Source organism: Prosthecobacter sp., assembly GCF_020439865.1.
GTDB lineage: Bacteria > Verrucomicrobiota > Verrucomicrobiia > Verrucomicrobiales > Verrucomicrobiaceae > Prosthecobacter.
Genome location: NZ_JAGRPF010000095.1, coordinates 54,641 through 76,505 on the forward strand (window position 1 = coordinate 54,641; position 21,865 = coordinate 76,505).

Consider the following 21,865-nt stretch of genomic DNA (forward strand, 5'->3'; position numbering starts at 1 on the left):
GGCGCATTTCTTTGTCCGCATGACACCGCGCCTTCCGCTTCTTCTCCTCGCGTTGACGCTCAGCAGTTGCACCACGGTGAAGACTGTGGGCAACAGTGGTTTCCGTTACGGGCGTCAGTTCTTTACCCAGCAGGTTCCGCAGGCCGCCCGGCACGTGCATGGCCGCGTCATGGGCTGGTTCGGACCACGGGACAATTCATTCTGGTATGCGGACGAGATGACCGGCAAGCCGAGCGTCGTCATCAATCTCGGCGAGCAGATGGTGTATCTCTTCAAAGGCGGTGAACTCGCCGGAGGGTCTCCCATTTCCTCCGGCGCAGAGGGTTATGACACCAAACCTGGCAGCTATCGCGTCATCGAGAAGGACATCGACCACAAGTCCTCAATCTACGGCGACTACGAGGACTACGAGGGCAACGTGATCATGCAGAACATCAACAACCGGGTTGATCCGAAGCCACCTGGCACGCGCTTCGAAGGCGCGAAGATGTACTACTTCATGCGCATCTACGGGGGCGTGGGCATGCACAAGGGGTATCTGCCCGGCTACGCCGCCTCCCACGGCTGCATCCGGCTCCCCGGCCACATGGCGGAGAAGTTTTACTCAGCCGTGCCGATGGGCACGCCGGTCGAGGTCGTGCCGTGAGGCGGGATAACGAACGTTGATTTCTGGCGAGTGCTACCGCTTCGCCTTCGTCGCGATCGCCTTGTAGTAGCTTTCGATTGCGGCGCGATATTCTGGCGCGGCTTCGCTTCGTGTAGCTTCGGTGAGATCGTCAGCCATTTTTTGCGGAAGATGGCCCCAGTCGCCTTTGGCGAGAATGCTCAACTGGCCGAGTTCGCCATCCTTGAGTTCAGTGGACTGGTTGCCGCCTTCCGCCGATTGCGCCTGCGTGTTCTGTCCCTGCTGTTTCTCGTTCTGCGCCATCTGCTGCTGGCCCGGTTTCTGGCCGGGCGTCTGACCCTGATTGCGGGAGTCGGCCATGCTCTGCTGCTGGGCCTGCTGTGCCTGATTGAGTGAGTTCTGAGCCTGCTGGCCCTGTTGCTGACCATTCTGCTGCTGCTGGCCGTTCTGTGCCTGCTGTTGCTGATCGCCCTGCATCGGATGCAACTGCGCATCGAGCTGATCGAGCGCCTGAGCCAGCATCTGACCCTGCAATTGCTCAAGAGGCGAGGCGAGCATCGGCGGCGCGGTCTGACTCGCGGTGGCTTCGGCGGCTTTCGCGGCCTGCGCGGCGCTGGCCTGGCTTTGCTGTGCGGCCTGCGGATTGGGAACGGGGTTAGCCTGGGTGGCTTCGGCCTGCTGTCCGGCTTGTTGCAATTGACTGCTGGCCTGCGCGACCTGCTGCGCGGCTTCCTCGTCACCGAGACGCTGCTGATGACGTGAGACACGCGCGAGATCGTTCGCGGCCTGTTTCTGTGCCATGCCGTTCTGCACGGCCTGCTGCGTTTCTTTGGCCACGGCCTGCTCGGCCTGTTGTGCGGTGCTCTTGGCGGTTTCGGCGAGCGCCTTTTGCATCGAAGGATTCTTCGGCAGCTCCTTCTCCAGCGCTTCCAGCACGGCCTGCGGATTTTGCTGCGCGTCCTGCGCCATCTCGGCGAGTTCCTTGGCGCGTTCGTAGGCTTCGTCCAGCGGCTCCTGCACGCCGAGATCCTGCTCCATCTGCTGCATCGCGGCCTGATCGGCTTCGGTGAGCTCCTGACCCTGCTCCATCTTCTGCATGTTTTGGGCGAGCTGCTGCAGGGCCTGCGCCGTCTGCTGCTGCGCATCGGCGGCGGCCTGGAGATTTTGCGCCTGAGGTTTGCTCTGCGTGGCCTGCGCGGCCTGTTTCAAATTCTGCGCGATCTGCGGTGTCTTCTGCTGCATCTGAGCAAGGGCGACATCGGCGGTGCGCGCGAGCTGTGCTTCGCCTTTCTTCGTCAAATCGGAGGCGTTGGCCTCTTGGCGAAGCGCCGCCTGCAGCGCGGACATTTTCTCAGCGTTCTTCGCGGCTTCAGGACGAAGTTCCTGCGCTTTCTCACCGACTTCATCGACGGGCTTTTCGGCCTTCGCATCATTGGCCGCTGTCTGCGTTTCCTGCTGCGTCTTGGTGAGATCTTCCACCACACGCTTCATCATCTCGCTGACTTCAGGCGTGAGCGCGGCGAGCTGGGCGCGTGCGGCATCGACCTGTGGCTGCAACTGCGCGGCGAGGTCGTTGGCCTTCATCTGTGCATCGGCGGTGGCCTGTTGGGCGGGTTGCGAATTCAATTCCTGACCGGCCTGCTGCTGCGCCGCTTCACGGGCGAGGTTCTTGTTCTGCTCGGCGGCGTTGCGTGAGGCGTCGCTGGCCTGTTGTGCGGTCTGGCGCAGATTATTCGCCGCCTGCGGATCGGTCTTCTGCATTGCTTCGGCAATACGGGCGCGATTGATTTTTTCAGGGAGCTGCTGCAGCGCCTCGGCTGCGGCCTTGGCCTGTGCGGCGGTCTGCGCGCGGTCCTGCTGATTGGCGGGCAGCATGGATTCAGCCTGTGCGGATTCGAGCGCCTCGGCGGCATCCTGCGCGAGCGCATCCGCTTCGAGCGCACGCGTGGCCAGCGCGAGCTGCGTGGCTCGTTCTTTCAATTCAGCGAGCGCCTTGGCGGCTTCGGAAGGCGGCGCGTTGGTCTTGCGGGCCTTCTCTGCTTCCTCGGGAGAGGGCAGGGGAATCTTCTTTGCTTCGGCGGTCTTGCGGGCGAGTTCATCCGCGGCGCGGCTGGCGCGGTTCGTGTCGAGCGCGGCCTGAGTGTTGGTGGCCTTGTTTTGCTCGCGCAGTTCGCCCTGGTCCTGCAGTTGTTTGGCCGCTTCGGCGAGCTGCTTTTCGGCCTTCTCAGCAGGTGTGAGTCCGTCGCGGTCGCTGCGTTTGTTTTTGCGCGGATCACGCGCGGCGCTTTCGGCCTCGGCGAGTGCATTCTTCGCTTCTTCAAGTTTGGCGAGCGCCGGGTTGTCGAGACGGGCAAGTTGCTCACGTCGTTGCGTCGCTTCGTTCATCGTCTGTTCGGCGATGCCGCGTGTCACATCAGCGGCCTGCTGCAAACGGCTGCGGAGGTTGTCGGAGGCGCCGTACAGGTGCTCGGGGCTCTTGGTCTGCTCAGGCTTGTCGAGGCTGCTGTCGAGATCACCGGATGTTTCACCGATCTTTTTGTCGATGTCCTGCAGTTGTCCGCGGTTGCGGCCGTTCTGCGTGGTGTCGAGCTGCTGCAGGTCCTTCTGCAACGTCTTGGCCTGGGCCATGAGTGCACGCTGCTGCTCCTGCCATTTGGGACGCTGCTCGGAGTCGCGATTGGCCTGAAGCGCGTTTTCGGTGAGCATCTTCGACTGCCGCTGCAACTGCTGCGACTCTTTGGCGGCGATCTTCGCGGTGTCTTCCGCGGCAAATGCGCGCGCGGCCTCGGCGATGAGGTTTGTCGTGGAGGAGGCCTCGCTCGCCGCACGTTTGAGCGGCTCGGGGTTCTCGAGCTTGTCACCGTTGAGCTTCTCCAGCTCGGGAAGCTGTTCACGGCGCACCTGTGCAAGACGCTCGCCGAGCAGCTGAGCTTCGGCGGCATCAAGCTGGTTCGGCGCATCGCGTGCGGCGTCCTTCAGGGCATTCCACACTTCCTCCGCCTGCGCTTTGACCTGCTCGAGCTTTTCCTGCGCGCTGGCGAGTGCGTTCTCCGCCTCGTCTTTGGCCTTGTTGGGATCCTTGCGGGCGTTGCGTTCGAACTTGCGCACCTTTTCGAGATCTTTGCGAAGTTCGTGAGTTTGTTCGTTGAGGCGTTCAGCTTTCTGCGCGAGGCGGCGCTGGGAGTCGGCCCACTGGCGCTGACGCGGATCGATCGTTTGTTCGAGAATGATGACACGCACAGGCGGCGATTCCGCCTTCTGGCCTTTGAGGTCGGTGGCGACGAGTTTGAAGAGCAGCGCGTCGCCGGGTTTCACGCCGAGCGGTGCGAGCGGAAGCAGGCTTTGCACCGGGGCTTCCTTGGCTGCTTTGACGATCTGAATTTCCTGTTCGCTCCAGTTTGCTCCGTTGATGGCATGCGCGAGCTTCACGCTGGCAAGACCGACATCATCGGTGGTCAGACCTGCGATGCGCACGGCTTCATCAGGCAGCAGTTCGGTCTGCTCGAGCGGATCGTTGATCTGCGCCGTTGGCGGAAGATCAGGAATGGTGGTGATGCGCCAGGGTGTGCTCTCCTCATTGGTGAAGCCGGTTTCCTTAGACTTGAGCGATACCTGCCAGGAACCGTGCGCCGCCTGAATGGCGAGTTCGGTGGTGAGCAATCCCTCGGACGTGGTGCTTGATGGCACCGTCTTCTTTTCCGGCAGATCCGGATTTAACACGAAGTCGCTTTGCGAAACGGGTTGATTGGTTTTGAGCGTCAGTTTGACCTTGGATCCGTCGAGCGCTTCGAGATCACCGTGATCTTCGCTGATTTGAGTTTCCTTCCAGCCGGAGTAGGCCGGCGGTACGATGGTCTTGGTGAACTCGACGATGCGTGGACGTGCACGTGCGCTGAGCGTGCGCCACGGGGTGATGGCGTCTGCCGCGTGGATGCGATAACGGACATCACTCTGTCCGACGGGCACGACTCCTTCAAAGCGTGTGGTGCCAACGCTGGAGAGTTCGGTGCGGCGCGGTTTGGAACCGTCGGTTTGAAACTCAAGAGTGGCGATCTCGGGACGCGCGCCTTCTGTCTCAATGATGAGCGGGACTTCCGAGCCGATGGGGGCAAGGGATTGCGGCTGCTGAGGCTCGAGGATGCGAATCTTGACCGAGGCGGGGCGTTCGAGATTCGCGAATGGGAGGGCGGCACGAGCGAGGAAGCCGCTGAGGTAGAGACCGGGAACCAGGCAGAGCACTAGAATGACAAGCACTGCGCCACTTGCCGCGAGAAACCATGGCTTGAGCGTGCGCACGGGAAGCCTCCCCGCCCAGTCAATGCCTTCGACGGATGCGGCCACATCGTCCTGCAGTTTTTCACGGAACTCGACGGAGTCCTTCACATTGGCGCCGTCGTGCGGATCAGCGAGTTCGACAGCTGCGAGGATGCGCTCACGCAGGGCCGGTTCGGCGGCTTCGATGAGCTTGGCGGTGCCTTCTTTACCACCGGCCTGAGCGATGAATCGCCAGGCGACTTTCCATGCGGCGAAAACAGCGCCTGCATAAACCAAGAGCGATACCCACGGACGAATCACATCCGGCATGAACCACACGCGGTCGAGCACAGCGATGATCGTGAATGCCACGAGTGCGATCGCGATGCCACAGAGAAGCGCACGTGTCTGGAGGAGGAACTGACGGCGCTGACGAAAGCGTTCGAGGGCTTCGTGCGTGGCGGGACGGAGGGCGAGGTTCATGAGGGTGCAGGCTTAACGCGGCCTTGGAGAGCTTCTTTTCGGGATCGGAGCGGATGCTAAACACCCTGAAATGGGCGGGGTAGCAGCGCGTGCGCCAGTTTTCCGACTTCTCTGGGGGCTGCACAAGCATTCTCCTCGATTTGGCTCGCATTTGAGAGAATGACTCCAAAACCAAAAAACTTACTTTCTGCGGAGTGTGATTTGGCATAAATATCATTGAATCTGATCTGAATCAGAACCCTGAAACCGGATTCGTTGTGGAAAGTCCAGAATCAACACCGCCAAAACCCTTGCCACCCGCCTTGAACCAGCCTTCGGCTCTGCCTCAGGCTGAGGGTGTGAACCCGTTTGCAGACGACGTCTGCGCCGGGCCGTTTGGCGTGGAGGAGAATCGTTCGGTGCCGGGCATGAACGCGGACATTCTGGGGCAGTTGACCTCGACGATCGATGAGCGTCAAAGCAGCGTGGGGCGTGCCGGAGGGCAGCCCTTGCTGCTTCTCACGGCTCCGCGTGCCGGTTATGGCAAAACGCATCTGCTGGGGCGTCTGGCGGCTGCCGCAAACGGTCAGGTGGTGCTGGTTCCCCTGGCGTTTCGGCTGGAGGATGAGATCGGCATTTCAGCTGTCGCTGTTCGTGGCCTTGAATCCATGGCGCGTGCGGAAACAACGCGTGAAGGCTGGACCAAGCTGCGCGAGGCCTGCGCCGGCGTGTGTGCGGCACTGGTAAGACGCTTGATCGAGAACGGCACGCTGCCATGCGCGAATCCTGAGCAGGCGATGCGCGTGCTGAGCGGTGATCCCGTTGAGGTCTTCGATGTGAACGGAAGTGCGCGCCTTATTGGCGACTGGGTGAGGCGCTTCGATGGTCAGTTGCGCAAACCGATGGTCGAGCAGGCGATGAAACGTGTGCCGGCGATTCCTGCGGCGCTCGAATCCTGGGTGGATGCGATGCTGAATCACGCGCTGGACGGCGGCATGTCCCGGATGGCCGTGCTGCGTTCGCTGGCGGCCGATGAAACGAGTGAAGGACCGGTGACGTGGCTGCGCCTGCTCGGCCTGTGGCGTCCCGTGGTGCTGCTGGTGGATCATCTGGACGCCTACTATCGCAATCCTGAAGCCGGGCTGCGCATTGCCTCGCTGCTGCTCGACATGTCGGAGATGGACGGCGTGCATGTGGTGCTGAGTCTGAACCAGGATGTGTGGCAGGCGACGTTTGGTCATCACCTGCCGAGTTCGATCGAGGATCGGCTCACCGCTTCGCAGATGCTGCTGCGGGGCATTGGAGAAAACGAGGCGGCAACGCTGCTGCGCATGCGTTTGCAGCAGGCCGGTGTCTCGGCGGATGACGTGCGCGAGTTCACAGCGTTTCTGGATGTGAAGCGCCATTTCCTCGGACGACCGCTGGGTTCAGTGTCGGCCCGCGCCTTTCTGCGGCATGCGGCAAAGCAGTGGGATTTTTTCCAACAGACGCTGGCATCGCCGCCTGCGGTCGCCTCGATTTCTCCGGAGGAGATGGCGACGGAGGAGTCCGGGGTGCTGCCGTTAATGACAGACGTGGTGCCGGAGGAAGAAGAGGCTCCGAAACCCGGTGAGGTTTCGATTTTCGATTCGAGCACCTCGGCGCAGATGAAACTCATTGCCGAAGGCCTGGCCGAACCGACGCCCGCTCTGCCCCAGCAGGATGAAGTGCCGCTGATGCCGCCTCCAGCTCCAGCTCCCACGATCAATGGAAACCATCTGCCTCCTCCGAGTGCGAATGGGGAGTCTGGTGCATCCTCGGTTCCTGCCGAACCTCCGGTGCAGGCTCAGTTTTCGCCGAGTTCCGCAGGTGCGTTTGAAAACCTGCGCGAGATGCTCGGCAAACTGCGTCAGCCAAGTGCTCCGGTTCCCGGCGCGGAGGGGGGCGGCACGCATGCCGTCGCTCAACGGCTCGCAGGAGTGATGGCGTCCAGCGTTGCTCCCGGCATGGCGACAGGCTCGGCCCTGCCCGTGCCTTCGTCGGTGTTTGCGGCACCCGCCCCTGCCGCTCCTGTTCCGGAACATGCGGAGCGTGATGCGTTGCTGGGCCGCTATGAGGCGCTGCGCCTGCAAATGGCCGCTGAGGCCGTTTCACTGCCGCTGGATTACACGAAACTGGCGGACCTCATCCGTCTCGCAGGAAAGCGTTTCCCGCTGGTGCGATTCAGCGAGCACGAACTCCCCGGCATGACAGGGCGATATGCGATGTGCTGGGCGCTCCAAGGACTGGAGATCATCTTTGGCCTCGCAAATTTTGCCGACGGCTCCTACTGGCGCACGCTGGCCGGTTTCGCCGCTGGTCGTCAGGCTGAGCTGAATGTGAGCGCGGTCGATGGCTCGCCGAAACTGAAGATCGTCACCTTCAAAACAGACCGCGAACAGCAAAGCTGGGCCATTCTCCAGCACAGCACCGCCTTCCCGGAAGAACTGAAGGCGCAGGTGGATGCGATCCACCTCGACACACCGAGTGTGGCGGCGCTCTACGCCATGCAGCGCATCATCAAGGAATCCGAAAGCGGCTCCCTGCAGGCCACGCCCGCGCAGGTGATGAGTGTGCTCGCTCGCGAACTCGACTTCTTCTGGAAGCGCGTGACGCGTGCGGGGTGAGAGCATTGGCCAACGTTAGAGCTCACCGACTCAGGAAGCCGCAGAGCGGCTGGAGGAATTCGTGTGCAGCGGTTGGTTAGACGGCTTGTAATTGTTCGGTTACCAAGGCCGGAGGAGCAATATGAGACTGCTTGTGTTTCCTGAGTCAAGTGTTGTGCCGGTTCCGTATTGTGCCCACTTGTGTTGCAGTTCACCCTCGGCGCGAAAATCACTGGTGGTTAGATCAATGGAGGCGCCGACCTTTCCATCGGACTCTACCCAAAGCTGGCTTCCGGTTTGGTTGTACTTTAGGACCACGTGTCCAAAACCACCGTGGACTCGATCAACCCAGTAGTGTTCTGGTGCCATGCCGGGAACAACAACGGTCAGACGGTCGTCAGTTTCAATAGGATGCACTGGACGTGCCTGAAAATACACTTCTGTGCCATTGGGCAATTTACCACCGATCCTTGGCCCCCATGGAGCAACGCCCAGCAGCACGCGTCCAATTGCGAAGAGTATCCATAACACAACGAGCACTATGATCGTGGCGATGATTATGAAGTATTTTCTTCTTGTGCTTTTCTGCGCTTCCGGGGCCATGTGTGCCCTTTCTGTATAACATTGTGGATTATTCACAAATCAGTCGGTTTGCCAGCAGCGTTAAATTCAGCAAATTTCTAGCCTGAGTACGACGAATTGCGTTCATGAGTGTGGGTTTACACGCTTATGTTGGAATCAGGCGACAAAAAGGTTGGGTTCGTTCCACCTAGGAGCATCAAAACGATGTGTGAATATTCCAAGTTGGTCTGATTCAGGAACGGCCTGACCGGTTACTTCTCCTCCGGTTTCACCGGTTCACGAATTTGAAATTGCTTCTCTTTGCCGAGGTTCTTCGTGATCGTGGCAGGGTAGTCCCAGGCGTCTTTTTTGTCGGAGTAGATGACCACGCGGCTGCGCATGGCGGCCATGGCGGTGGCCTGGGGGATGTCGAGGTATTTGAGAACGTTCAGCATCGCGGGGCCGACAGCTTTGGGATCACCATCGACTGTGCCGCCATGGGTGAGCGGCATGTCGTGGAGGTCGAGGCGTTTGATGTTGTCCTCAAACAGCGAGGCATAGACAGAATCGACGGCCATGTCGCGATGCGCCTGAATCCACAGCGGCGTTTCTTCGAAGCCGTGGATGGCGCGGATGGTTTGCAGACAGCGGCGGATGTCCCACACGCGCATGCCGTCAAGCGTCTGGCCGAGCAGGTAGAAGCGGCGCAGGCGCTGCGTCTGTGCTTTGGGGCTGCCTGTCCAGGCCGTGGGGCCGACGCCGCGCGGGCAGACGTAGGCCATGCCCCATTTGAAGTTCGTGAACATTTTTTTCTCCTGCTCGAACGCGTCGTCGTCCTTCGGTGAACCCGGGAAGACCTCGATGAGTTTGCCAAAGCGCGAGTGGTAGGCGGCGCAGAATTCGTCCCAGCCCTCCTCGTCGAGTACGTTGAGCGCGACGAGTTCGAGGTCCTGTGGACGCAGTCCATCGCGATTCACTATATAGAGCCGCAGGCGATAGGGAGACTGGCTCTCGAAATCATAGGCCGTCATGCGGATGCCATCGACCTCGGCGCTGCTCTCTTTCTGCGGATTGACCGAGGCGATGTCTTTGGGCCAGCCGTTGAACACCTTCTCCTTCAAGTCGTTCATCCACTCGTTGTTCTGCTTCTTCCAGTCCGCATCGTTCGTCGCCGGGGCAGGCGCCTTTGCCATGGGAACGAAGGTCTCGTCGATCTTGGTGTTGAGTTCATCCTTCGGCAATTCGTTGAAGACACGCAGCGACACAGGATCGATGCTCTTTTTTGCGCCTTCGTCGATCACCTGCATCGGATCCGCGCTTTTGAGATGGCGCTCGAACCAATGGAACGCGCCCATGTTGAGCGGTTGCAGGTCCTTGTGTGGTCCTTCCGCGACCTGCAGGCCGATGTTCGCCTCCGCACCGAGGAGTGCGTAGATCTTGCGCACGTTCTGGTAGATGCGGAACACGCCGTCGATGGGGAAGATGCTGTCCTTGTCGGTGTTCACGATCAGCAGCGGACGCGGGGCGGCGAGTGCGACCATGCGCTCGAAATCCCAGCGGTAGGTGTTCACGAAGAACATGCAGTCGCAGTGGCCCTCAACGCAGCCATCGATGACCTGATTCTGCATGTCGGTGACGCCGGCAGTTGGGGCGCTGGCCTTGATGCGCTCATCCAGCGCGGTGATCCACCAGGAATACGCTCCGCCGCCACTGCGGCCAGTGACGCCGAAACGCTTCTTGTCCACCTCTTTGCGCGTTTCGAGGTAATCGAGCGCGCGGATGCAACTCCAGGCTTCAAGCCCAGCGGGTGTATAACCACGCGAGAACCACCACCAGCGGCCTTTGCTGTAGGTGCCGTGGTGCTCGCCACGGATTTCCCCGAGTTGCACGGTGTCGATGATCATGCAGGCGTAACCATGCCGCGCGAACCAGACGCCGTGATGCTCGTAGCCCGCCTTGTTGCCGAGGCTGACGCCGTCCTTCACGACGTTCGCATGACCGCAGACATAGAGGATCGTCGGCAGCGGCTTCGCCACTTTGTCAGGCAGATACAGGTTCGCCGTGACATAGAGCCCCGGCATCGACTGGAAATGCATTTTTTCCACGATGTAGCCGTCGCCCTTCAACTCACCGGTCTTGGTGGCGTGCAGCGGTGTTTTCTCCGGCAGGGGATCCAGGCCAAGCATCTCGAACATCTGCCTGCGGTATTCGGGGGCTTTCGCCTTCCATTCCCCGGCGCTTTCGATGTGGCCGACGCCGTTGTTCAGCGCGATCTCGCGTGCCTGCCCGGCCAGGTAGCGGTCAAGGAGCTTGTTGCCCGGCGTGTCGGGGGTCTTTTCAGGATAGGGTGAGGCTGCGAGGACAAGGGAAGGCAGCAGGCAGAGGAGCAGGGGGGCGCGCATGTGAATGAATGACAGCCAAAACGGCCCTGAAAGGCAAGACTGTTCGCGTTTTGAGGGGGAGCGGCACTCAACTGCATAAAAAGGCAAAACAGTGGTTGCATAAAAATCGAAGCGTCTATATTCGCGGCCCTGTTTTTAGACCCTGCTCGGGTGGCGGAATTGGTATACGCGCAAGACTAAGGATCTTGTGCCGAAAGGCTTAAGGGTTCGAGTCCCTTCCCGAGCACCATCGTTGATCCATCAGCGATGATGTCTGCCTTGGGAGACCGACCGACTGTAACGTGGTGGGTTGAACCGAAAGCGGCGTTGAGAGCCGTGCCCGGGACGGCCTTTGGTGGCCGTGCACTGGCTTTCTTCGACACGGGTTCGCCTTCTTTCCGGTCAAGAAGTTGCGAACCATCAAGCAGGCTGGTCGGCTGATGACGGTAAGCTCGCGGTGTTCAAACTGCCGGCGTGAGGTGGCCCGGAAGGGGGGCAACAAAACACGGAGCAAGTTCTTGCCTCCATATTTCGACTCGCTAGAATTCCCGGCTTTACCCGCCTCGGACCAACCACCCGACATTCCTTACACATGCCTCCATCCTTTCTGCTTCAAAACGGAATCGCCCTTTCGATCGGCCTTGCCATCGTGGGGCTCGTGTTCGCCTTAATCCTGATCCGCAAGGTCGTCGGATCTGATGCTGGCAATGAGAAGATGCACGCCATCGCCAGTGCGATCCAGCAGGGGGCGAAAGCTTATCTGAACCGTCAGATCATGGCTGTTAGTTTGATCGCAATCGTCATTTTTGCTGCCATCTGGTATCTGCGTGACGGTGTGACTGCCGCGGGATTTGTGGTGGGAGCCTTGTGCTCGCTGGCTGCCGGCTACATCGGCATGATGATTGCGGTGCGGGCCAATGTGCGCACCGCCCAGGCCGCTTCGGTTGGCAGCCATCCGGCGCTCAAAGTGGCGTTCAACGGCGGTGCGGTGACCGGTTTGCTCGTGGTGGCGCTGGGACTGCTCTCTGTCGGTGTGTTCTATCTGATTGTCCGCGGGGCGACGGATCATGCCAAGCACGCCATCGACTCCCTGGTGGGGCTGGCGCTAGGCAGCTCATTGATCAGTGTGTTCGCGCGTCTCGGCGGCGGTATTTATACCAAGGCGGCGGACGTTGGTGCCGACCTCGTTGGTAAAAATGAACAGAATCTGAATGAAGACGATCCGCGCAATCCGGCGACGATCGCGGACAACGTGGGTGACAACGTGGGCGACTGCGCAGGGATGGCGGCGGACGTTTTTGAAACCTACGCAGTGAGTCTGATCGGCGGCGTGCTCGTGGGCCATCTCACGGTCGGAAGCGATGCCGCAGTGATTTATCCGTTCGTGCTCTGTGGTCTGGCGATCATCGCATCTCTCATCGGCATCGGCTGGGTGAACTTCGTGAAGCAGGAGGCGACGGCATCGCTCGTATGTGGCGTTGCTGTTTCAGGAATCGTCGCTTCGGCGCTGTTCTGGTGGGCCACCTCCTCGATCTTCGGGGCCGAACTCAAGATCGGCAGCCTCGCAGTTCCGAGCGCGAACATTTTCTACTGCGCCGCAGTTGGGTTGATCATGACCCTGCTGGTGGTGTGGATCACAAACTACTATACCAGCACCCACCACAGACCGGTGCGCCTGATTGCAAAGGCGTCTGAAACCGGGCATGCGACCAACATCATCGCAGGGATCAGCATCGGGAACCAGGCCACGTTGATGCCGGTGCTGGCCATCGCCGCCTCGATCTGGGGCTGCTACGATCTCGCCGGTCTCTACGGGATCGCGATTGCCGTCGTGTCGATGCTTTCGCTCTCTGGAATCATCATCTCACTGGATGCTTTTGGTCCGATCACGGACAACGCGGGCGGGATTGCCGTCATGTCCGGCCTTCCTGAAAGCGTGCGCAAGATCACGGACGAACTTGATGCTGTAGGCAACACGATGAAGGCTGTGACCAAAGGTTACGCTATCGCCAGTGCCGGTCTGGCCGCCATGGTGCTGTTCGGGTCCTATGTCGAAGACCTGCAGGCTTTCGTCGGTCACAAAGTGAGCTTTGACCTGATGGATCACCGTGTGGTCATCGGCATGTTCATTGGTGGCCTGCTGCCATTCCTGTTCACCTCGTTCTGCATGAGCGCCGTGGGCAATGCGGCCGGTGCCGTGGTGCGCGAAGTTCGCCGTCAGATCACCGCCAAGCCCGGCATTCTCACCGGTTCCGACACTCCTGAATACGCCCAATGCGTGGACATCGTGACCAAGGCCGCCCTTGGCCAGATGATCGTCCCGGCACTGCTGCCGCTGATCTTCGTGATCGGAATGGCCTATGTCGGCATGGAGGCGCTGGGCGGGGTGCTCATCGGCACGATCGTCACCGGTTTGTTCATCGGTATTTCAATGACCAGCGCCGGTGGTGCCTGGGACAACGCCAAAAAGTTCATCGAAGAAGGCAATCATGGTGGCAAAGGCAGCTTTGCCCACCAGGCTGCCGTGACAGGCGACACCGTTGGAGACCCCTACAAGGACACCGCCGGTCCGGCCGTGAATCCGATGATCAAAGTGGTGAACATCCTCGCCATTCTCATCATTCCGATCGTCTTCAAGGCGGTCGTGAAGTGATGGGAATCAGCATTTGATTCCGTATGGCGGGGGAGCACTATTAAAGAGCCCCCACGTGACCGCCCACCCCGACAATAACCTGCGTATTGCCATCACCGGATCTCTGGTGGTGCATGCCGTGTTGTTTTTGCTATTGGCGTGGATGTTTGCCGGCGAGGCCGCCCGAAAGCTATGGCAGCAGGCCCATGCCCAGCCGAAAGAAGAGGAGGTGACGCTGCTGTTCCCGGAACAAATCATCCCCGAACCGCCCCTTCTGCCTCCGCCGCCACCCAAGAAGGAGATCTACATCCGCACAGCGCAGAACGAGCGCGCGGAAACGGCTCCAAAAAACGCCGCTTTTATCGCCGACCGCAACACTCGGGCATCCACCGTCAAAGCTCCGTTTCCCGACGGTACCGAACCGCTGCCCACGATGGATGGCTTGAAGCTTCCTACGCGCGAACTGGCGGACCGTGATCACCGTGATGGTGAACTCAAAGATGACGCACGTCCCCAGACTCCGAAAGGGGCGGCGCTGGCAATGCTGCAACCTCAGGAGCCGACACCTCCGACGCCTCCTTCGATTGTTAAGCCGAAGAACGCAGCCCCACCACCCCAGCCGGTGACTCCGCCCCAAAAGGTTGCCAAGGTCGTGCCTGAGTCGACTCCATTGACCAAGATGATGGAGGAAGCTGACAAGGCTCTGGCCAAGGTGGACAAAAACAGGCTGACCATCGAGGTGAAGAAGCCGGAAGCGACGCCGGACGACGCCCCTCCGATGCCGCAAAAGCCCGAGCAGCAAACGCCTCCGGCCCGCGAAACGGCCCAAGCGATGCCGGAATCTCAGCAGCAGCCGATTCCGAAGGCATTACCTGTGCTGGACGAGCCCGAAACTCGTTCGACAACCCGTAATCAGGAAGACAGTGCCTTTACACCACACACCCGAACGACTCAGACAAAGGGCACCATTTCCAATCGTGGAACCGAAGCATCGGTCGATGCCGAGGAGACGCCGAAGGGGCGGTACATTCGTCAGGTGACGGGGCAGGTGGAAAAGAAGTGGCATCTCTACCGGCTGCTGCGCCGCGACGGAGTCACCTACGGCAGCTTGGAAATTGTGTTTTACGTCAACAAGAAGGGCAAGGTGGAGGATCTCCGCATCGTCAATGACAAGGAGTCCAATCCTGTTCTCACAGGATTTACTTTGCAGGCGATCCGTGATGCGATCATCCCGCCCATTCCCGCCGATGTGATCCCTTCGCTCCCCATGAACGATCAGGAGCGCCTGAAAATCGAATACAATGTCCTCATTTACTGATCTCCTGCTCGCTTCGCCACTGCTCGCGGCTGCTGAAAAGACCGCGCCTTCCGGTTTCAATCTTCTCTATGACTTCCTCGCCACGGGCGGGTTCGTCATGGCGCTTATCGTCCTGTGTTCCATGGCGGCAATCGGCGCATCCATCCTGGCCTGGCTGCAACTGCGTGAGCAGATCATCATGCCCAATGCCGTCGTGAGCCAGCTTCGTTCTATTCCAAACTATGCGGTGAAGGGAGACATCCGCCCCCTGCAGGATTTTCTGGAGCGTGACGGTTCCATGCTGTCGCGCCTCGGCTCCATGGCCATCAGCGGTGCTTTCACCAGCAAGCAGGAGTGCCATGCCGCTTGTGACATCAAGGCCCGCGAGGAAATTCATCGCTTGGAGAGCGGCATTCCTTTGCTTGAGGTGATGGTGACGGTCGCTCCGCTGTTGGGATTGCTTGGCACCACGGCCGGGCTGGTGGGCATGTTCTCCGCCTTCGGTGCCGGAGGTGATGGCGGACCTGACACAGCGGTCATTGCTCATGAAATCGGCGTGGCGCTGCGCTGCACCATCGCGGGACTGTTTGTCGCCGTGCCCTCCGTGCTCGCGCACACCTATTTTACCCGCCGTCTCGATGCTCTGGCCGTGCGCGTCGAGTCCATCATGCAGGAGACCATCCAGCATTTTTATCAGCATTTCGAGGTGCAGCGTCCGGCTGCCTGATTCCACGCACGCACGTCTGCCATGAATCTGCGCCCCCGCCGCCGCCCAGTTCCGATGATCCCCATCGTGTCGCTCATCGACATCATGGTCATCCTGCTGATTTTCTTCGTCGCCACCACCACCTTCAAAAAGGAGAAAACTCAGGTAAAGATCACCCTGCCGGAGTCCAAATCGCTCGGCGGAGCCACCCAGACGCCCGAATCACGCACCGCCATCAGCATCACTCAAGATCAGAAGATATTCCTCGACGGCAAACCCGTCGATCTCGACAAGCTTGCAATCGCCATCACGTCGCTCAAAGACTCAAAGCCCGGCATGAAGCTCGAGTTGCAGGCGGATACCACGGCGGCTCTTGGCGTTCTCGTCAAGGTCTGGGACGCTCTGCGTGAGGCTGGTTACAGCATCAATGATGTGCCGGCTCGTATTCAGCGAGCTCCTGGCTCGTGAGTGACGACAGACCTCGTTGGCGCCGGAGGAGTTCTTCGTTGGGACTGCCCTATTTTTTCGCCTTCGTGAATGGGACGTAGGGCTCAAACTTGAAGTGCTTCGGCATGATGATGCCGCGCTTTCCCATGATGGAGGTTTGATTTTCCGTCACCTCGTAGGCCGGATGCCCGATCCACGCCCATTGCCAGCCTTCGTTGGCGATAAAGAGACCACCGCGCTCGTGTCCCTGCCTGATGATCCCTGAGGTCGTCAGGGGCGTTGGGGCGACATAGTAAATGCCTTTGGCCGACTGGGCCTCAGGTTGATAAAGTCCGGCTGGCAGGATGAGTTTGCCATCATCGTGCGTGCATTGGACCTCATGGGCCACAATGATTCCCGGGGTTCCTGGAGAGCTGAGTTCCAAATCCTGGGTCGTGCAGGAAATCAGAGTGCAGGCGGCAAGAGTACTGAACAGCAGGTGCTTCATGAGGTGGTCAGGTAAAGGATGGTGGAGCTAAGGGGATTCGAACCCCTGACCTTCTCATTGCGAACGAGACGCTCTACCAACTGAGCTATAGCCCCAAAACAGCAAGGCGATTATGGCACCCGGTGCTCTACCGGCAAGCTGATTCGTTGGAGGCGGCCAACTGGGCCTGATTTTATGCCTCCATCAGTTCTTCCTGCGGTGCCGGAAGGGCCAGCGGCTTTTCGGAGATCTCGCTCACGTTCATGCTCGGCGCGGAACCTTTGGGCTTTCGGCCGGTGAGACGGCAGAAGTCATGGTAACTGAGCACTTCAAAGGTGCGGTCCAGATGCTCCACGACGACGGTCATGCTCTCCACCCAATCACCGGAGTTCAGATAATGGACATCATCGATCATCTTGTCGGCGGGCGTGTGGATGTGGCCGCAGATGATGCCATGGCATTTCTTCCAACGTGCCAGGTTCTGCAACTGCTCCTCGTAGCGGCCAACGAAGCTGACAGCATGCTTCACTTTCATTTTCACCCAGCGGCTGAGGGAAAAGGCTTCTTTCCGTCGCCAGCGCAGCCACGTGTTGTAGGCACGGTTAAGGCGTAGCAGCAGTTCATATCCCACCGCGCCGACTTTCGCCAGCCACACATGATTGGTGGTCACATGATCGAAGCCGTCACCGTGTACCACGAGATACCGGCCGTGCGGTGATTCATGAATGTGCTCATCGACGAGAGAGAGACCCGCCAGCTTGAACGGCAGAAACTTTTCCAGAATGTCGTCGTGATTGCCGCGCAGGTAGATGACCTCGGTGCCTTCTTTTTCCATTTTCTTGAGCACGGTTCTGACGAAGTGCGTGTGCTCTTGAGTCCATCGCCCTGAACTTTTCAGCGCCCATACATCAATGATGTCGCCGTTAAGGACGAGCTTTTCGCATTTGCAGTGACGAATCAAGTGGGCGGCCTGCACGGCTTTGGAGTCGGCCATGCCGAGGTGGACATCGGACATGAACAGGGTCTTGATGCGGAGCTTGGTTTTCATCGTCATTATTTTGGGGTGAAGGCCGGTCCGGAGAGGGGAGTGTGAATAGAAACAACTCCGTGACCTATGGTTGTCGTCCGGCACGCAGGAAGAAAGAGCACAAGTGAAACCTTTTCGTCACGAGGACGACGGCTTCCTTGAATAGTGAGCGAGGTGCCGCCGCGTCACATTCTCGGTGACTTGGACGCCTGCAGCAGGTGGTTCATCTCTTCCTGATGGTGGGCTTCAACGCCGTCTTTGGGTGTTTTCACCCGGCCGTTGCAAGCTCTCCAAACGAAACACAGTCCGGTGGCGAACAAGGCGATCGCCACGATGGGGCCTCCGTAATGCCGAACGAAACGGGTCTGTCTGCGCCATTCGAGAAAACTGTGGAGTTCGTCATGTCGTTTCCTGAGCATGCGGCGATGATGGAATGCGGCACATGCGCTGCAATGTTGAACGCGTCACAAATATGTTGCTGCCTTCGTCTTTGAGTGGGCTGGATACTTGTTGGTTGATCAGCTTCGGGCCGGCGGACTGGGCAGAGACCAGCATGGAGGGAATGGATCACAACGCGCAACACGGCATCGGTTTCGTTTCGAAAAGGCAACGAAATCGTCACAGAAGATCTGCTCATCAGGTGTGCGACGAGATCGTAACACGCTTGTCTTTGGCAGAACTGTGATCATGCCGTCACAATCCTGTCACCCGATCATGAGCAAAATCTTGGTAGTCGATGACGAAAAGGACATTGTCGATCTTGTAAGCCTTCATCTTCAACGAGAAGGCCACGAGGTTGTGTCGGTGGGCAACGGACTCGCCGTGCTGCCTGCCGCCGTAAAGACTTCGCCAGACCTTATTGTGCTGGATATCATGCTGCCAGGAATTGATGGAGTTCAGGTGCATCGTCGGTTGCGGGCGGACACTCGAACCCGTCATATCCCCGTGATCATGCTTACGGCGAGAGCGCAGACGAATGATCGCATCGCCGGCCTGGAAAGCGGTGCTGACGACTACCTGACGAAGCCCTTCAGCCCCCGCGAACTGATGCTGCGCATCGGTGCGGTCTTGCGGCGTTCGCAGAAGGTCGTGATGCTTGCCGAACAGCGCATCGGGGAGTTTCTTCTGGATCGCAAGAACATGTCACTCTCGATCAGTGGCAAACTGGTGGAACTGACGATCACCGAGCTGAAACTCATCACCACCTTGATGGCGAATCCGGATGTGATTCACTCGCGCAGTGAACTGCTTAGCGCGGTGTGGGGCTATGCGGACGACACCCATTCGCGCACGCTCGACACGCACATCAAACGTCTGCGGGACAAGCTGGGGGATCATGGCAGGCACATCGGCACGCTGAGACGCCAGGGGTATTTTTTCCAAAGTGTTGTTGGGGAGATGGTTGAGACATGATGACAAAGGAGATGCCGCCGCAGGCTTGTTCGGATGCGGCTTCTGAATCAGATCCTGTCGAGGTATGCCCTCCAATGTGCATGCAGGATGACTGCCGGTTGTTTGGCTCCTTGCTCAACGAAACGCCGCAGGGAATCCTGGTGGTCGACGACGAGGATGTGGTCCTCTTCGCCAATCTCGCGATGAATGTCCTGTTTTTGCCGAACCCCATGACTGTGGGAAGCCGGATCGGGGCCGATCCTGCCTTGGCAGGGATCGTCAGGCTGGTCGAAGACGCCCGGGGGCAGTGCACGCGCGTGGAGGGCGATGTATGCTATCCCGACCCATATGCGAGTGAGAGAAGCGGTGAGCGCCATTACCATGTCAGTGCGGCTCCTTGGAGTGAGGGCGGACGCAATGGCGTATGGGTGATGGTTGACGATGTCACCGAGCGGATCGGCCTGGAACAGGCCCGTCGGGAGTTTGTGACCAACGCCGGGCATGAATTGCGCACTCCGCTGTCCCTGATTCACGGCTATATCGAAACACTCAAGAGCGGCATGATCAAAAACGCCGCCTCACTCGGGAGATGTTTCGATGTGATGGAGAAACACAGCCGACGCATGATGCGCATCATTGACAACATGCTGACCATTTCGCGCCTGGAGGGCAGTGACGAACCGCTGAAGGTGGACACGTTTCTGGTGCGGGGATGTGTGCAGGACGTGCTGGAGCATCTCAATCCATTGATCGAGGTTCGTCAGCCGGTCATCACGCTGGATTTTCCGCCGGATGGCGGTCTTCTAAGCGGAGATCGCTTTTATTGGGATCAGATCTTTTCCAATCTGATCGAAAACGCGCTCAAGGAGAACCCCTGCACGGGGCTAAGTCTTAAGGTCGTCGGTCGCTGGACAAAGCACGAGTGTATCATCACGGTCGAAGACGACGGCGTGGGCATTCCGGCCGAAGAAGTGCCGTTTGTCTTCAAGCGTTTCTACCGCTGCGCCAAAGATCATTCTGAGGAGGTGCGGGGAACGGGCATGGGGCTTTCCATTGTGAGACGGGCGGTCGAAGCCCACGGTGGAAGCATCGAGTTGGAGAGCCGGCCGGGCGTCAGCACCGTTTTCACCATTCGAGTGCCGTTGCCTGATTGATCAGGCATTTTTGAATCCTGTTCTCGTGTTCGACTGCGATGAGTTGAGGTGTGAACGTCAGAGGGCCTGTTTCAAAAAGGTCCGTTCTTCATCAAGCAGCAAAGCTCCGGGAATTTGTTCAGCGATCTGATAGGCGCGGTCGGTCTGGCCAGCCATGGACAGAAGACCTGCTGCGACGGCCCGTGGTCCCGGAGGAAGAGCGGCCGCATCCTGAAGGCTCGAGAGGTGCTTTTGCATGGTCGTACGATCTCCCAGCCTATAAGCGGACAACGCCAGCAGAAGTTCTGCAGGAATACGTTCCAACTTGATCGAAAGACCGGCCTTCTGTGCGTCATGCTCCGTCAAAGCCGACAGGTCGATGGTTTCCATTTCGACACCCAGAATAAGTCGGAGATAAGTGAGACGATCTGAAAAAACAACACTGCTAGGGCTCAGTTCGTGAAGTTTGCCCGCGACTTCAAGGAGGGTGGTTGTGTCTTTGATGCGGAGGGCCATCTCCGCGCTCTTTTGCAGGTTCTGCATGGCCTCTTCAGGTGCATTGAGAGCTGACGCCCTAAAACCGGCTTCTTTGTAAGCCAGTCCGGCGATGTCAGCGAGGTCGAGTTTTTCGGCAAGCGCGGCTGCGGTGCGAAGCGTGGCCACATTGCCTTCCTGAATGGCGTTTACGACCGTTCCCTGCAGCAGTTGGCGTGCTTCCCGCATATCGGGCTGGAGGTGGCTCTGCACTTCCGCCATGGCGAGGTCGCGCAGGCTCTTGGGGACAGGCGGGCGCGGAAGTTTCAGCACCTCTTTGAGTTCCTCCCAGCGTTCCGCCTGCGCGAGCGCCTGCACGAGGATGGGATAAAGCTCACGTGACTGTATGGCGAGGTCTTTGGGGATGAGGGAGAAGACCCGGTCGTTGAGATGCTCCGACATCAACCAGTAGGCGATCTCCTCACGCTTGCCGTTTTTGTCGGTCTCAAACCGTTGGATCTCCGCATCAGCGAGGTTTGTGCGTTGATCAGGCTGCAGCCGCATGAGGGCGGATGTCACCTGAAGACGTGTAGGCAATGTTTTAAGCGGATGCTTTTGGACGAGATCAAGAAGACGATGGGCTTCGGGCAGTGTGAGGCTTCGGGAGGATGCCAGTCGGCCAATCGCCTCCAGAGCCGGTTCGGTGCTCAGTTCAGCGATCTGCCAGAGCTGCCGAACGGCGTGGTTTCTCACCTCTCCAAACGGGCTTTGGAGATCGTCGAGTGTCGACTTGAGGTGAACTTCGGGAGAGTCTTCTCCTTGTGCGGCAGCGCGGGTGGCGATTTCCTCCGCCTCTTTGGTGTGTCCTTCAGCATGCAGGATGCTGGACAGCAGTTCCATGCCTGGCTTCTCAACGCTTTCTTTGACCGGAAGCTTTTCGTAGATCTCCCGGGCGTCCTTTGTTTTGCCGCTGGCAATCAGCGAGCGTCCGAGCAGCAACTCCTCCTCGGCCGTCAGAACCCGTTTTTGTTCCAGAAGACGGATCTGCTGCGCCAGACCTCCGGGATCGGCACCGGTGACTTTGAGGAACTCCACCATGGTGGTGATGACCTCCACGTCTTCCGGTGCCCTTGTCCGGGCGAGGACGAGCGCATCGTAGGCACGTTTCCAATCTTTTGATTCGATCGCCTCTTGAGCTTCCTTTGCGTTCTGACGTGCGAGCGCGGCATGGGCCGCATCGCGCAGCGTGCCCCATGACAGCAGGATCAGAAGCAGCAGGCCGAATGAGGAGAGGAGAAAAATGGAGAACTTGCCGATGCGCTCCTTCGGGGGCTCCATCTCTGGAACCGGCTGCTGTGAATCGGGAATGAATTCAAAGGCCATG

The 21,865-nt window shown here is 59.2% G+C and carries 15 protein-coding genes and 2 tRNA genes; 9 read left to right on the forward strand and 8 right to left on the reverse strand.

Going from position 1 to position 21,865, the window contains the following annotated elements:
• Positions 1-19: 19 nt before the first annotated feature.
• A complete protein-coding gene (locus KDL09_RS10260) occupies positions 20-646 on the forward strand; it encodes a L,D-transpeptidase family protein (RefSeq protein ID WP_294384484.1) in 627 nt (208 codons plus the stop codon).
• A gap of 33 nt (positions 647-679) precedes the next feature.
• Here KDL09_RS10260 and KDL09_RS10265 read toward each other — a convergent pair whose 3' ends face one another.
• A complete protein-coding gene (locus KDL09_RS10265; protein WP_294384485.1) occupies positions 680-5,362 on the reverse strand; it encodes a hypothetical protein in 4,683 nt (1,560 codons plus the stop codon).
• A gap of 302 nt (positions 5,363-5,664) precedes the next feature.
• Here KDL09_RS10265 and KDL09_RS10270 point away from each other — a divergent pair, with 302 nt between their 5' ends.
• Positions 5,665-7,986, forward strand: coding sequence for a hypothetical protein (locus tag KDL09_RS10270; RefSeq protein WP_294384486.1), 2,322 nt, complete (start codon positions 5,665-5,667; stop codon positions 7,984-7,986).
• Between the two features lie 99 nt (positions 7,987-8,085).
• Here KDL09_RS10270 and KDL09_RS10275 read toward each other — a convergent pair whose 3' ends face one another.
• A complete protein-coding gene (locus KDL09_RS10275) occupies positions 8,086-8,568 on the reverse strand; it encodes a hypothetical protein (RefSeq protein ID WP_294384487.1) in 483 nt (160 codons plus the stop codon).
• A 230-nt stretch (positions 8,569-8,798) separates the two neighbouring features.
• On the reverse strand, positions 8,799-10,928 hold the full coding sequence (locus KDL09_RS10280; RefSeq protein WP_294384488.1) for an acetylxylan esterase: 2,130 nt from the start codon (positions 10,926-10,928) through the stop codon (positions 8,799-8,801).
• A gap of 144 nt (positions 10,929-11,072) precedes the next feature.
• On the opposite strand from KDL09_RS10280, the gene KDL09_RS10285 reads away from it, so the two are divergent.
• The 5 genes from KDL09_RS10285 (at position 11,073) to KDL09_RS10305 (ending at position 16,010) form a co-directional block, all read left to right on the forward strand.
• A tRNA-Leu gene (locus KDL09_RS10285) sits at positions 11,073-11,157 on the forward strand.
• Between the two features lie 342 nt (positions 11,158-11,499).
• A complete protein-coding gene (locus tag KDL09_RS10290) occupies positions 11,500-13,560 on the forward strand; it encodes a sodium-translocating pyrophosphatase (protein ID WP_294384489.1) in 2,061 nt (686 codons plus the stop codon).
• A gap of 55 nt (positions 13,561-13,615) precedes the next feature.
• A complete protein-coding gene (locus KDL09_RS10295) occupies positions 13,616-14,857 on the forward strand; it encodes a hypothetical protein (protein ID WP_294384491.1) in 1,242 nt (413 codons plus the stop codon).
• A complete protein-coding gene (locus tag KDL09_RS10300; RefSeq protein ID WP_294384493.1) occupies positions 14,841-15,563 on the forward strand; it encodes a MotA/TolQ/ExbB proton channel family protein in 723 nt (240 codons plus the stop codon). Before KDL09_RS10295 ends, KDL09_RS10300 begins: the two co-directional genes overlap by 17 nt.
• A 21-nt stretch (positions 15,564-15,584) precedes the next feature.
• Positions 15,585-16,010, forward strand: a complete 426-nt coding sequence (locus KDL09_RS10305; RefSeq protein ID WP_294384495.1) for a biopolymer transporter ExbD — start codon at positions 15,585-15,587, stop codon at positions 16,008-16,010.
• A gap of 49 nt (positions 16,011-16,059) precedes the next feature.
• On the opposite strand, the gene KDL09_RS10310 is transcribed toward KDL09_RS10305, so the two are convergent.
• The 4 genes from KDL09_RS10310 to KDL09_RS10325 all read right to left on the reverse strand — a co-directional run bounded on the left by KDL09_RS10310 (position 16,060) and on the right by KDL09_RS10325 (position 18,037).
• Complete coding sequence (locus KDL09_RS10310) at positions 16,060-16,476, reverse strand: hypothetical protein (protein WP_294384496.1); 417 nt, start codon at positions 16,474-16,476, stop codon at positions 16,060-16,062.
• Between the two features lie 19 nt (positions 16,477-16,495).
• Positions 16,496-16,571: transfer RNA gene (locus KDL09_RS10315), tRNA-Ala, on the reverse strand.
• A gap of 77 nt (positions 16,572-16,648) precedes the next feature.
• Positions 16,649-17,503, reverse strand: coding sequence for a UDP-2,3-diacylglucosamine diphosphatase (locus KDL09_RS10320; protein WP_294384498.1), 855 nt, complete (start codon positions 17,501-17,503; stop codon positions 16,649-16,651).
• Between the two features lie 378 nt (positions 17,504-17,881).
• Positions 17,882-18,037: a hypothetical protein gene (locus KDL09_RS10325; protein WP_294384499.1), complete on the reverse strand. Its 156-nt coding sequence runs from the start codon at positions 18,035-18,037 to the stop codon at positions 17,882-17,884.
• A 159-nt stretch (positions 18,038-18,196) separates the two neighbouring features.
• On the opposite strand from KDL09_RS10325, the gene KDL09_RS10330 reads away from it, so the two are divergent.
• Both KDL09_RS10330 and KDL09_RS10335 read left to right on the forward strand, forming a co-directional pair.
• Positions 18,197-18,895: a response regulator transcription factor gene (locus tag KDL09_RS10330; protein WP_294384501.1), complete on the forward strand. Its 699-nt coding sequence runs from the start codon at positions 18,197-18,199 to the stop codon at positions 18,893-18,895.
• A gap of 110 nt (positions 18,896-19,005) precedes the next feature.
• The gene (locus KDL09_RS10335; protein ID WP_294384505.1) at positions 19,006-20,028 is read left to right on the forward strand and encodes an ATP-binding protein; all 1,023 of its coding nucleotides are present in this window, start codon (positions 19,006-19,008) and stop codon (positions 20,026-20,028) included.
• A gap of 57 nt (positions 20,029-20,085) precedes the next feature.
• Here KDL09_RS10335 and KDL09_RS10340 read toward each other — a convergent pair whose 3' ends face one another.
• Complete coding sequence (locus KDL09_RS10340; RefSeq protein ID WP_294384506.1) at positions 20,086-21,864, reverse strand: hypothetical protein; 1,779 nt, start codon at positions 21,862-21,864, stop codon at positions 20,086-20,088.
• Position 21,865: the final 1 nt, after the last annotated feature.